Source organism: Paenibacillus sp. (assembly GCF_031177825.1).
Lineage (GTDB): Bacteria > Bacillota > Bacilli > Paenibacillales > YIM-B00363 > Paenibacillus_AE.
Map to the genome: position 1 here is coordinate 95022 of NZ_JAPSKE010000001.1, position 13403 is coordinate 108424.

The following is a 13403-nucleotide window of genomic DNA, read 5'->3' on the forward strand; positions in this document are numbered from 1 at the left end:
GGAAGCGAAGGGGCTGTTCCGGATCATGCCGGAACAGCCCCTTCGTCTTGCCGATTACTTCAACGTCGCTAAGTGCTCTTGATAAATTCTCGTGACTTCGGCGTTTTGCTTGTCGAGGCCTTTGTTCTTCAACGTCGCTTCGAGCTCCGTCCAGATGCCGTCCAGCTTCGACTCATCCTTCTCGAGGATGAATTTCGGGAGCGTCTTGCCCCACTCCGCGATCGCTTCCGTGTTGAACGCCTTGATTTCGTCCGTCCACTTCGAAACCGAGAAATTATACGCTTTCACTTGACCTTGTAGCATCAAGTCGGCAGCTGTCTTCGCGCCGTACTTCGCATACGTTTCGTTAACGGTCGGGCTCTGTCTCTTGGAAATCCAGCTTTCCGAATGCGCGTACATCGCGAAGTCGCCGTCGGAGAGCGTGAAGCCGTTCGCATAATTCGTGGACAGCGGGCGCGCATACCCGATGCCGAGATCTTCGTAGAACGTGCTCGGGTTTTGCTTCGTATAATCGATGAACCAGTCCGTTACGGTGCGTTTCCCGTTTTCCACCGTGTAGTATTTGCCTTCGATGCCCCACCCGACCAAGATTTGATTCTCCAGCTTATACATGTCGTCGTAGAACTGAATCAGCCGAACGGGGTCCTTAGCGTTCTTCGTGATCGACAGCCACATGTCGCCGCCGCGGCTTGGATTCTTGGAAGGCTCGCTAATGAGCTTCGTCTTGCCCGGCGCTACGATATCGAAGTACACGTAGGAGCGGTCGTCCATGCCGTTCGCTTCCAACGTGCCGTTGCAATCGCCGCCGCCGCCGAAGATGACGAGAACGCGCCCTTGCGAGCATTTGGTCGTGAATTGCTCTGGCGTCTGGACGAGCGATTCCGGATCGAACAAGCCTTCTTTGTTAATTTGGTTGAAGAACTTGAAGAGATCCGTGTAGCCCGGCTCGAAGAAGCGAAGGCGAGCGTTGTTCTGGTCGTCGACGAAGTATTGCGCCGTCAACGGGAAGCCGGCGTAGTTGCGCGCCGCGGTGTCGAAGATGTTGTACAGCTGGTTGGCCGCGCCGTAGTTGGAGAAGCCGATCGTCTTGCCGCCGTCGATTTCCGGATATTTCGCGATGTAGTCGACGACGATTTTCTTGACGTCTTCGAGCGACTTGATTTCCGGGTAACCCGCTTCCTTCAATACAGCCGATTGGATGCCGATCCAACCTTTTTGACTGAGCTGTTTAACCTCCTGCGTCGGAGGCTGAAGCAAACCGTAGATTTTACCGTCCGTATGCTGCAGGATCGACAAGTCATTATTGAAGGCTTTCAAAATGTTAGGAGCATGCTCGTTGATCAAGTCGGTCAGGTCGAGCACTGCGCCAGCTTCAATATACGATTGCAGCGTGTTGTCGTGAATATTGATGACTTCCGGGTAGTCGCCGGCCGCGAGCCATACGTTCATCTTCTCACGGAAGTCGCCCGTGATGATGTCCCACTTGATCGTCGCGCCGGTACGCTTCGTGATTTCCGCGGCGACCTCGTTGTCCCAGGTAATGTTGGGATTGTCCATGTTCATCGTGAAGGTGAAAGGCTCTCTTGCGGGTTCTTCTTCCGCCTCAGGCTCCTGCGTCGTCGGCGCGGGCTGCTCCGCTTGCTGCTCGGGCGACGGCGTTGCCGGTTCCTCGCCGGAATCCACGTTGGAGCACGCGGTGACCAACAGAATGCCGGCCAGCGTTAGAGCGGTTAGTACGTTGAACCTGCTTCTTTTCCTCATACGTTTGCGACCTCCGATATGATTATAGTATTTATTCCAAAGCAGCTTCCGTGTCATGCTAGACGGAAACGGCCTAGAAATCAATCTTTCATGGCGCCGAGCGTCAAGCCTTTCACGAAGTATTTCTGAAGGAACGGATAGACGAGCAGGATCGGAACGGTGACGAGAATCGTCAAGGTCGACTTAATGGTGAGCGGCGAGATGACCCGCGACGATCCTTCCCCTTCGGTTTCCGACGTGTTTTCGACGACTTGAATCATCTTTTGCAGCTCGTATTGTAACACCGCTAGATTTTCATTGCGGCTGTTGTACAAGTAATTGTCGAACCAAGTGTTCCATTCGTTGACCGCGACATACAACGCGACCGTCGCGACGACCGGAAGGCTAATCGGCATAATAATTCGGGCGAATATGCTGAAGTCGTTCGCTCCGTCGATATAGGCCGATTCGACGAGACCGTCGGGCAGCTGCTCGAAGAACGTTCGCATAATGAAAATATAGAAAGCGCTGATGAGGCCCGGAACGATGTAGACGGCGAACGTGTTCAGCAAGTGCAGGTTTTTGATTAACAGGTACGTCGGAATCAACCCGCCGCTCACGTACATGGTGATGACGAGGGTGAGGCTGAACGCCTTCCGGAAGATGAACGTCTTCCGGCTGAGGACGTACGCGAGCATGCCGCAGCAAAACACCGACAACACGGTTTGGATGACGGTACGCGCGACGGAGTTGAAGGACGCCCGCGCCAGCCTCTGATTTTCGAACACATACAAATAATTATCCAAGGTAAACTTCCGCGGCAAGAAGTATAATCCGCCCCTTAACGCATCCTGCGTTTCGTTCAGCGAGATGACCAGCAAATAGATGAACGGGTAAACGGTCGAGAAGGCTGCGATCGTCAGCATCGCGTAGAAGAAGATGTCGACGACTCGTTCTCCCCTAGTCTGGTGAACAGGCATAGGTGCATTCGCTCCAATCGTTAGAAGAGGTTGGTTTGATATCTACGGGCGATGGCGTTCACGATCAATACCATCGTGAGGCTGACCAAAGAATTGAAGATGCCTACGGCGGTGCCGAACGAGAAGTCGCCTTGGTTGAGACCGAGACGAAGCGCTACGATCGAGATGACTTCCGAATACTCCGCGGTGATGACGTTGCCGAGCAGGAACTGCGATTCGAATCCGCCGGTGAGCAAGCTTCCAATATTGAGGATCGTAAGCAGCACGAGCGTCGGAATGATGCAAGGAATAACGATGTATTTCACGCGCTGCCAGCGGCTTGCCCCATCCACGTGGGCGGCATCGTACAGACTCGGGTCGATGCCGGTGATCGTAGCCAAATAGATGATCGCGCCCCAGCCGAATCCCTTCCACGTCAGGATGATCGTGTGCAAATACCAAAACCACGTCGCTTGACCCAAGAAGAAGATCGGTTCGTCGATGAGTCCCATCGCCATCAGCAGGTCGTTCAGGATCCCTCCGTCCGGCGACAGCAGCATCACGAAAATATTCGCGACGACGACCATGGATACGAAGTGCGGCAGGTAGGTCATCGTCTGTACGATCCGGACGAACCACTTGCTTCGAAGCTCGCTGAGCACGACGGCCAACGCGACGGCGCAAAACGTGCCTGCGACGAGCTGCATGCTGTTCATGACGAAGTTGTTCCGCAGCGCTTGTAAAAATTGATCGTGCGCGAGCAATGTCTTGAAATGCTCCAATCCGACCCATTCGGCGCTCCAGATGCTTCGGCCGATCTTATAATCTTTAAACGCCATCAACCAGCCCCAGAGTGGCACGAACTGGAATACGGCGAGGTGCAGCATGATCGGAACCGACATCCATAACAAAATATGTTGTTTCTGTATCCGCTTCCAAATGGAAGATTTTCGGACTCGGGGTCCAGGGTCGATGGACTTCATCTTTTCGATGTCCGCAAGCGCATTTGTTTTCAATCCGATTCTCCTCCGTCCTATTTGTTGCCATTATATCCCCTCGACCGGATCGCTTTGAACCGCGCAATGTTGTTCTTTACTGTGAGATTCTTAAACATAAATAAAAAAACACCCGAAACCATGTTCGGGTGCTCGCGTCGTTACGCCGACGCTTCGACGGCGGAGTCGCTTAGAACCGGATGCGTCAGCTCGATGATGGCACCGCCTTCGTCGCCGTTCAGAATGCGAAGGCCGTATCGTTCGCCGAAATAGATCGTCAACCGCTCGTGAACGTTGCGCAGGCCGACCCCCTTTCGCTGCGCAGAAGCCCCGTTCTCCGGCGATAGCAACGAAGCGCGGAGCTCTTCGGGAATGCCGGGACCGTTATCGATAATTTCGAATCGAAGCACGGACGACTCCCTTCGACCGGTGATGACGATCTTCACCGTCTCTCCTTCCCCTGCGCACCGAGTGCCGTGTTTAATCGCATTTTCCACCAAGGGCTGGAACAACAAGCGCAAACAAGGCAACCGCAAGATGTCGTCGTCGATCAGGTAGACGATGCGGATCGACGTATCCTGCCTGGCGGTTTGAATGCTCACGTATGCTTTCACATGCTCGATTTCACGCTCCACCGTCGACATCTCGCGTCCGTCGTTCAAGCTAAGGCGAAGCAAATTACCGAGCGAACGGACCATCTCGCTTATGTCGTCGGACTTCCGGCTTTCCGCCTTCCAGCGGATCGCTTCCAATGTGTTGTATAGGAAATGAGGATTGATTTGGTGCGTAAGCACTTGAAACTCCAGCTCTTTCTTATCTTTCGCCTCCTTCTCCGCGTTCTGCACCAATTGATCGATCCGCTGCATCAAGTTATCGAATCCATGGTACAGCCAGCCGATTTCGTCCATCCGCTTCACTTGCGGAAGTCTGGGAAGCAGGTCCCCGCGCTCTACCATGCGCATCGCCTGCACGAGCTTTTGGATCGGGTTCGTGAAGCGGGAGGTCAAATACGCGACCGTAAAGACGGAAAGTCCGAAATAAAAGAATAAAAACAGAAAGCTGATTTGTTCGATGCCCGAGATCGGACGAGTCAGCAAGGATACCGGGAGCAGGCTGACGAGCTTCCAACCGTTGTGCGCCAGCGTCGCGGAGGTCACCATATATTCGTCGCCGTCGATCGCGATGGTGACGTCGCTTCCCGGCCTCTTCCGGAGGTACTCGCTCAGCTCGGACGAAGCGACGGACGTGCCGATCAGCGTTTGGTCCTGATGGTAGACGATCGTCCCCTGCTCGTCGATCAGCATGACCTGCTGCTGATCCATCATGATGACGGGAGCTAAATAGTCGCTGAGCGTGCTGACCTTAATGTCGGCCGCGACGAAGCCGAGCGGCTGCGTCTTGTTTAAACCGTAAATTTGCTTGATTAAGGAAAGGATAGGTTCCTTGTATAGGTAAGGGTTGTCGCTCGGAAGGAACAGCTGCCAGAACGGGGATTTCATCGCCCCCCCGTCGCGGAACCATTCCTCTTTCTCCACGTCGACATTCTGATAGATCGAATGCGTGAAGGTCGGGTATCGGGAAGGCTCAATCGGGAAAATGCGGATCGAATACGCATGCGCGTTGCTGCTCAGATCCGTGGAATATTGGATCAACTTCGAGGCGATTTCCATCTCCTCCAAGCTGTCTGCCGGATCGATGCTAAGCAAATGTTGCATGTCCGGCGAATACATGATGTCGTTCTGCGCCCGGTCCACCAAGTCGAGATAGTTATCCAAATTGTTCGCGTTCTTGTCCATCATCTCTTTAGAAATCAGGGAGCTGACGTTCTGAATCGCTTGGACCGATTTGGAATAAGAAAAATAACCGATAAAAATAAAAGGAAGCGCGATGATCAGGAAAAACAAGAGGATCACCTGATACCGGATCGAGAATCGACCCAGATCGAGAAGCGGCGCCTTAGGCATGCTGACTCCCCCTGCTGTTGCGGTACTCCTGCGGCGTACAGCCGTATTTCCGCTTGAACAGTTTGGAGAAGTGAACCGGGTCTTGGTACCCGACGAGGAAGCTGATTTGATAAACTTTATAAGTCAGGTCGGCCAACAGTTCCGTTGCCTTCTGCATCCGAACGTCGGTGATGTATTCCAAGAAGTTCATTTCGGTTTCTTTCTTGAACAGCTTGCTTAGCCACACCGGCGTCACGTGCACCTGCTCGGCCACCGTCTGAAGCGTCAAGTTTTCCTGAAATCGCTGCCTAATAATCCGCATCGCCTCGTGTACGATCTGGCTTCTCGAATCGGATTGCACCTTAATGCTCTCCGAAGCCTTCAGCAGCTGGTCGATCACCTGCTGCTGCAGCGATTCCAGCGTGTCGAACCGCTCCAGATGCTCCCAGAGCACGATCGGATTTCTCTCCCACGCGTTCTCCTTCCAACCGGCGGTTCGCTGCGCGGTCCGGAATACGTCGAGCAGCCACTCGAACGTGCGCTGCTGAAGATCCTTCGGATGGCGGACATTCCACGACTTAACCAGCTTGGGAAAGCCTCCGAGCGCCTCGCGCACGTCCTGCTGCGTACCGTACTTCATCAGCTCCACGATCCCTTTCGCGCTGGAGAGCGGATCGTCGGCCCGTTCGTCGCCGTCCGGCTCCTGCTCCTCCGACGCCGCCGAGCTGCCGCTCACTTTGGAGTGCGCCAAGAGCTCTACGGCTCTGCGGCACATCTCAGACAGCTCCCGAACGGAGCCGGAAGCGTCGGCGCAGCCTCGGCTGATCCGAATGTGAAGCTTCTCGCTCACGCGCTCGCAAGCCTCCGCGGACAACGCGTCGATGTCAGCGAAGCCGAACCCCTCGCTTTCCCCGAACAGGGCGATCCAATCGTCCGATCGGGAGCGAAACAGAACGTAACGCTTTAACGGTTTCCCTTGAAAATAGAGTTCTAACCGCTCGCCCATGGCCGCAAGGAGAGCGTCTTTATCCGACGGCGTTTCGGTTCCTGTAATCGCCTTCAAACTATCGATGCCGAAGACGACCGGCCGAAGCCGCGAATGCGGCAGCCAGCCCAGCTTCAACTGCTCGAGCTTATGTTCGATGCGCAGCGCCTGACTCTCACGGTAGGGCTGCTCGGTCAATTCGCGCAGCAGTTCTTCCCGGATTTTCGGTATCGCCGATTCGTACCCTTGTTGGAGCATGCTGCGGTTCTGCTCGAGCGCCTGCCGTTCGCGCATTCGCTGGAGCGCGAACGCCACGGCCTTCGACAACTCGTCCTTGCTGATCGGCTTCAGCAAGTAATCCGACACCCCCATCTTGAAAGCGTCCTTCGCGTAGTGGAAGTCGTCGTAACCGCTGATAACGATCAAGCTTCCGTCATAGCCGGAGCGCACGAGATCCTCGATCAATTGCAGACCGCTCATGCGCGGCATCCGGATATCCGTGACGATGAGATCGGGAACGCAGCGCTTTGCAAGCTCAAGCGCCGTATCCCCGTCATCGGCGTCCAGCACCTCGTCGACGCCCCATTCCGCCCATGGGAGCTGCGTCACCAAACCTTTGCGAATTTCCTTTTCGTCGTCAACGACCAGTACCCGAACCATCGTCTCACGCTCCTGTCGCAGTTTCTCCATAAGTTCGGCATGATACGAAGCTTATCCCCTTCCATCCATTTTGCTTATTGCCGTCCCTCCGCCGCTATGCGGCAAATGTAAACTATTCATGGGATTCTTATCTTCTTTCCGATTTCCTATCTATTCGACGCCGGATCATGGGCGTCCTCTCGGGAATGACGAAAAAACGCCGAGCCTCTGTTCGCTCGACGTTTCCAAGGATCGCTATGCAATTTCGAACTAGACGAAAAATTCCGGGACGTGATCCGAAACTTCCAATACGCCGACGATGTCTTCGTCCGAATTGCGAATCGGGTAATACACCGTCGTCCCGCCATCGCGGTCCCAACGGGTGGGAAGCCCGGAGAAGGCGCGCAAAATTTCCGGCCATAGCTCCTGAATATGCGTTCCTTCCTGCGGCAAGCCTCCGCCGGCGACCATGACCTCGCCGTGCGTCGGTTGTTCCGGACGCCGAATCCAGAGCGCCGTCAGCGGCGAGCGATGGGGGTCGATTCGTTCGGTCAGCAGCAGCACTCTCTTCAGCGCGTTGAAGTGTTCCTCCACGAAGTCGATCTCGTCGCCGACGGCGAACGGATTCGGCGAATTCGCGACCCGAAGCGGGTACTCGCGGCGTTCGGGCGGCATCACGTCCTCCAGTTGATCCCCTTGTAGGAACAACGCCCCGATCCTTGCGATTTCCATTAAAGAATACGTGCTTCGCTTCATGGTTCGAGTCCCCTTATCCTAAAATTCCCCACAGTTTTCGCTTCATGACGTCGAACGATTCCGGGGCCTTCCCGTGGTGCAGCACGGCTTTCGGGGCGTCGCTGAACATCTGGTCCTCCCATTGGTGCGGGGGCAGCGTCGCGAACTCCGGCCGGCCCGGCCACCAGGCGTCCGGCTCGACGTCGAATGCGTCGGCGAACGCGTCCCTGACCGCGTTCCGGCGAACCTCCGGCTGCTCGCGGATCCACCGCTCCGCGCAATCCGCGACCTGCCCGCTGTTGCGGAGCGTCTTGAGGCGGATCGACGGCATCGGCTCTAACAACCCGAATAACCGGTCTCCCGGGTAAAACAGCGCGGTGCCCCCGTTCGAATCGGGCGTCTCGTACCAGCGGTCGCCCCACTTCGTGCTTTCCCAATACACGAATCCGTCCACCCCTCTGGCCACCGCGGTAAGCGGAGCGATCGCGGAGGCGAGCAGCGTTTCATGAATGGATGCGGCGGTGCCGTACGTCCACACTTCGCAGCCGGCCGCGCGAAGCGCACTCAGACCTTCCGGAAACCAAGAGAATATTTGCTGATTGACGACCCAGAGCTTGATCAGATCGGCGTATTTGTCATAATGATGGCCGTAGCTCCAACTGGAATCGGTACGGAAAATAAACTGCGCCCCGTCCTTCTTCTCCAATACGTCCTTCGCGAGATCGTAGAAAATGTCGTTGATTTTCTCGTCCCACATAAATCTCGTTTCGTCGCCGTCGTACGGGAACAGTTTGTAACGCTTCTTATGGTTCAGGAACAATTCGAACTTCGTTCCGAGCCAGCCCTTCTCGGTGAAATGCCGGTAGAACTCTTCCAGGATCGTCGCGAATTCCGTCTTGTACCCTTTCGTCCCGAATTTCACGTAATCGGCCGGCCAATGGAAATTAAACGGCAAATACATATACGGCAGCGGAATCGGTCCCCGCTTCGTTCCTTCGAACGCGGACCCGTCGAAATACGAGCCGAAGTGTTCGTCGAATCGAGACCAGTCCTTCACCCGAATGTTCTTCCCTCTGCCTTCCACCTCGGGGATGAACGCGGAAGGAATTTTCCCAGAATGCTGGTACGGCAAGTAATGCAGCAAGCAGCGGTGCTCGTGGGCCATTCGGAAGAAGCGGCGTTCCACTTCGTTATACGTGCCGTCCTCGTACCGATGCTCGTTGTTTCGTAAGTAATCCATCCGCTTGGAAATATTGTCCGCGTAGCTGTTCAGATCGGCGACGATATACGATTCGTTCGGCACGACCGTCGCAAGCGCCGTTAGGCGAATCACGTGCGTGTCGGTCCCCGCCGCCGACGTCACGTGGATCGCACCGCGGTATTCGCCCGCCCGAATATGCGAAGGAACGAACAGATCTACCCAGCAAGCGGCGTACGCTTGATCTTGGACATCGTTCCTCTTCGCGATCGCGGAGAACGTTCGCGGCGAAGAGGCGCCCTCCTTCAGCGGCACGAGCGCATCCGGGTAATACTTCCCCTTGACGCGGTGATACCACTCGGCGTAATAGGTGAATTCCTCCGTGCCGATTTCGTCGAATTCGCCCTTCATCGGCTCGGCCGAAAATCGAATGTCGGCGTCCGCGGCGCCGTCGAGCCGTACGATGATTTGGAAGGATACATACCCGTTCCGAGGCGAGACGAGGCCGATCGACCGCTCCCGGTCCGCCGCAGGCGTCGAACTCTTCGCTTCTTCCTCCAGCGCCTCGCCGGTTTGCGGACAGATCCGGATCATATCGTGAATCAAGAAACTGTTGCTCATGACACGGCTCCTTATCGTCATATTGGGCAAGCCCCTATCGAACCTTGCTTCCGTTCAATGCGCTGACGCGAATATCCGAGGGAGCGACGGGCGTTCCCTTGCGATTGGACGCGACGATCGTCTTCTTCTCGCCCGGCGCCAGATTGAAGTAATTGTCGGAAAACATCGTATGGTCGATTCCGCACTCCAGCTTCACGAAACGGGCGAATCGATCCGTCGCTACGGAAATCTCGATCTCACCCGGCCGTTCTCTCATCGTCACCTGCAGCCGGCAAGGCGCGAAACGCAGCTGCTTCTGCTCGGCGAAGAAGAAGTGGTTGTCGTACACATCGTCTCTCGCGCTTCGGATCGCAATGAAGTGGCTGCGCTTGTCGATGACGCCGAACCGCCATTCGATTTCCGCCGGGGCGAACTCGACGATCGATTTCGAGCCGTTCGGTTCAACGCGGACCGGGTAAGCGCACTCATAAGTCGCGTTGCCGAAGCAATTTTGCACGCTCAAGGTCACGGTATCCTCGTATGCTTCGTAGCTGTCGTTCGTCGCCCAGACGGAAATGCGTCCCTCCTCTTCTTTGAAGGAGAGCAGAATCGGTTGGTAAAATCTGCGAGCGTAGTAATAGGACGCTTTCGGAAATAAGTAATAGTCGATCAAGCTCCAGCTGATCCCCGGCCAGCAATCGTTCAACTGCCAGATGAGCGAGCCGCTGTTTTCCGGTTTTCTCCGGCGGAAATGCTCGACGCCGAATTTCAACCCTTCGGCTTGGCACAGCATGGAAAAATCGATGTATTGATCCAAATCCGTCGGCAGTCCGGAATAGCCGGCCATCGTGAGATCCGCCTTCTCCGGCTCGTAATCCTTGTTTCGGTAATCTAACTCGAAGTTGCCGTAATACAATTCCGATGCCGGGATGTTCCGGCGCAGCGTCTCCTTCACCGTGCTCCCGTGAATGCCGAATTCGCTGCTGAATTTCGACGTGTCCTCGGCGTACCGGCGATAAGAGATGCCGTACGGCGACACGTCCATCTTCGACGGCTCCCCGTATTTCCGCGGATACACGTCGCCGGCCCAAACCGCCCAATTGTGCGTATCCCCTTCGTCGAAGCTGTTCGCGTCGTTGCCGCCCCAAGGAGAACTCGGCCAATACAATCGCGTCGTGTCCAACGTTCCGAGAAGCTCCGGGATGAGCTCGTGGAAAATTTTCTCCCCGTAAAACCGGTAGTCGCCCCGGTAATACATCTTCTCGCTGTGGATCGCCTGATTTTCGTTGTTGCCCGCCCAGATCGCGATGCAAGGATAGCTTCGCAGCATCTTCACGTTCGCGACGATCTCCTCGCGGACGTTCGCCATGAACCCCGCGTCGTAGTCGGGCACCTCGCTGCAGGAGAACATAAAGTCCTGCCAGACGAGCAGACCCTGCCGCGAACATTCGCGGTAAAACGCCGCCTTTTCGTATATCCCGCCGCCCCACACCCGAAGCATGTTCATGTTCGCCTCGCGGGAGAGCGAGATCAGATCCGCGTACCGTTCGTCCCGGATCGCGCCGATGAAATTGTGGGCGGGTATCCAATTCGCGCCCTTCGCGTAGATCGGCTTGCCGTTCAAGACGAACGTAAACCGGGGACCGCCGGTCTCGGAGCGGAGCGCGACTTCGATCGTCCGGATGCCGGCGTCTTCGACGGCCGTGTCGACGATCCGTCCATCCGCCTTCAACCGGACGTCGAGCTCATACAAGAACGGATTCCCATGATCGAACGTCCACCAGAGCTCGGGTTCGTCTACGCGGAATCGGAGAGTCGCTCTTCCGTCGACGACCTCGACCTCGTAACGGTCCGTTCGATCGCGGCCTTTGAGCAGTATTTCTGCGGTAAGGCGAGATTCTCCGCCGTCGAACCGGCCGACCTCCGCATCGACCGCCACCTCCGCCCCGCTAGGCCCGATCGACAGCGTCCGGAAGAACAGGTTCTCGATCTTCGCCTTGCGAATCAGCTGCAGCCAAGCGTCCTTCCAGACGCCCACCGTCACGACGCGCGGGCTCCAATCCCACGAGAAATTGCACGCGCACTTGCGCAGCCAAATTCGTTCGTAATTGACCTTGGACCAGAATCGTGACACGTCCTGCTTCTCGGCGTACGCGACGACCGAGTCGAAGCGAACGACGACGACGTTGCCGCGATCCTTCAGCTTCCCGGTCAGCTCGGCGACGGCGGGGACGAACATATTTTCGCATACCGCCGCGGATTGTCCATTGACGAACACCTCCGCCAGCGTGTCGAGGCCCTCGAAGCGCAGGCGCGCGCTGCTGAAGTTCCGACTTTCCGGCGCATCGAATTCCATCCGGTACACCCAAATTTTCCGCTCGATCCACCGACAAGCTTGGTCGTTGGTTGAATAAAATGGATCCTCGATGATGCCGTGAGCTAGCAGCGTCGAATGCACATCCCCCGGTACCGCCGCTTCCAACCAGCCCGATGCTTCGAAGCCTGCCTCGTGTACGGCGTCGGGGATGTCCTCCGCGCGGTCGAACGCTTTGATTTTCCAACGCTCCTGAAGCTTGATGTATTGCGTCTGATGCGATGCCATCGTTCCCCTCCCGATCGATCTAGCGCTTTGCCTGCCTGTTCGCGATCTTCTCTAATGGTAGAGCGAACGGCGTCGGGGATATACGGGGCAATGCTAAACTTTACTGAGAAATTATTATCCTTCTCCGGAACGTTGCGAAACGCTGGGGACCGCCTTATCCGAACGTTCTCGACAGCAGCCGGAGCAGATCGTCGTCGCGAAGCAGCACCGTCCGTCCGTCCGCGCGGAACGTGTCCGCCTCGTTGCAATACCGGCCGTCCGCGAGACGAGTGCTCGTATATTCGACCTTCATCTCGTACGGTCCTTGCATCGTATAGGGCTTGCAAGCCGACCTGCGGGCGACCGCTTCTTTCACGGCGTCGCCGATCTCCTCGTACACCCTTCTCGGCGCCTTCAACAAGCCCGCATGTCGGCCCAACCCTTTCTTCGTCTCGTAAGTCCTCACCGTGCCCAGCTGGCGTTCCGCCTCCGCGCAGGTCTTATCGTCGCCGGAAACGAACAGCACCGGCACGCCGCGCAGACCGAATAACAGCGCGTCGACGCCGATCTCGCCGATCGGGGCGCCGTTCAGCTCCAGTCCGTACACATCCGCCGTGCTGTACGTATGGTCGAGAATCGCCCCCGGCGTCCCCGCCATCCCGTGATAGCCGAGCAGCAGCGCCCCGGCGAACGTCTCGTCGACCCCCGCGAACCGGTTCGTCATCGGCACCGGGCCGAGAACGTAGGAGGCGGCGGGATGCAGCCGATCGTACAAGAAGTTAAACCCCGTCGCATGAGCGTCCTTCACGATAATGTCGGTCGCCCCCGATTGAACCAGCGCCTCGACGACGATGTTCACTTCCTCCGTCAGTAGATGCCGCGCTTCCTGGTAGAACGGTTCCCCTCGCATCGTCTGCTCCCGCAGGGCGATCCCCGCGATGCCTTCCATATCGACGCTGACGTAAAATTTCATTCGTTTCTTCCTCCTCTTCCTTGGCAAACGGTATGGGAAAGAGGCCTGCCACGCG

Annotated in this window: 9 protein-coding genes; all 9 read right to left on the reverse strand. The window is 56.5% G+C overall.

Going from position 1 to position 13403, the window contains the following annotated elements; all coding sequences use genetic code 11:
- Positions 1 to 54 precede the first annotated feature (54 nt).
- Positions 55 to 1761, reverse strand: a complete 1707-nt coding sequence (locus tag RIN49_RS00410; RefSeq protein ID WP_309118187.1) for a type 2 periplasmic-binding domain-containing protein — start codon at positions 1759 to 1761, stop codon at positions 55 to 57.
- 80 nt (positions 1762 to 1841) lie between these two features.
- Positions 1842 to 2720 (reverse strand): carbohydrate ABC transporter permease, encoded by an 879-nt coding sequence (locus tag RIN49_RS00415; protein ID WP_309118188.1) that lies wholly within the window; start codon positions 2718 to 2720, stop codon positions 1842 to 1844.
- Between the two features lie 20 nt (positions 2721 to 2740).
- Entirely contained in the window at positions 2741 to 3601 is an 861-nt protein-coding gene (locus RIN49_RS00420; RefSeq protein WP_309118493.1) for an ABC transporter permease, read from the reverse strand.
- A gap of 254 nt (positions 3602 to 3855) precedes the next feature.
- Positions 3856 to 5658, reverse strand: coding sequence for a sensor histidine kinase (locus tag RIN49_RS00425; protein ID WP_309118189.1), 1803 nt, complete (start codon positions 5656 to 5658; stop codon positions 3856 to 3858).
- Positions 5651 to 7282, reverse strand: coding sequence for a response regulator transcription factor (locus RIN49_RS00430; protein ID WP_309118190.1), 1632 nt, complete (start codon positions 7280 to 7282; stop codon positions 5651 to 5653). The genes RIN49_RS00425 and RIN49_RS00430 overlap by 8 nt, the downstream gene beginning before the upstream one ends.
- Positions 7283 to 7531: 249 nt before the next feature.
- On the reverse strand, positions 7532 to 8017 hold the full coding sequence (locus RIN49_RS00435; protein ID WP_309118191.1) for a hypothetical protein: 486 nt from the start codon (positions 8015 to 8017) through the stop codon (positions 7532 to 7534).
- Between the two features lie 13 nt (positions 8018 to 8030).
- A complete protein-coding gene (locus RIN49_RS00440; RefSeq protein WP_309118192.1) occupies positions 8031 to 9815 on the reverse strand; it encodes a glycoside hydrolase domain-containing protein in 1785 nt (594 codons plus the stop codon).
- A 34-nt stretch (positions 9816 to 9849) separates the two neighbouring features.
- The gene (locus RIN49_RS00445) at positions 9850 to 12396 is read right to left on the reverse strand and encodes a beta-mannosidase (RefSeq protein WP_309118193.1); all 2547 of its coding nucleotides are present in this window, start codon (positions 12394 to 12396) and stop codon (positions 9850 to 9852) included.
- Positions 12397 to 12550: 154 nt separating this feature from the next.
- Positions 12551 to 13348 carry a M55 family metallopeptidase gene (locus tag RIN49_RS00450; protein ID WP_309118194.1) on the reverse strand — a complete coding sequence of 266 codons (798 nt, stop codon included), beginning with the start codon at positions 13346 to 13348 and terminating at the stop codon, positions 12551 to 12553.
- Positions 13349 to 13403: the final 55 nt, after the last annotated feature.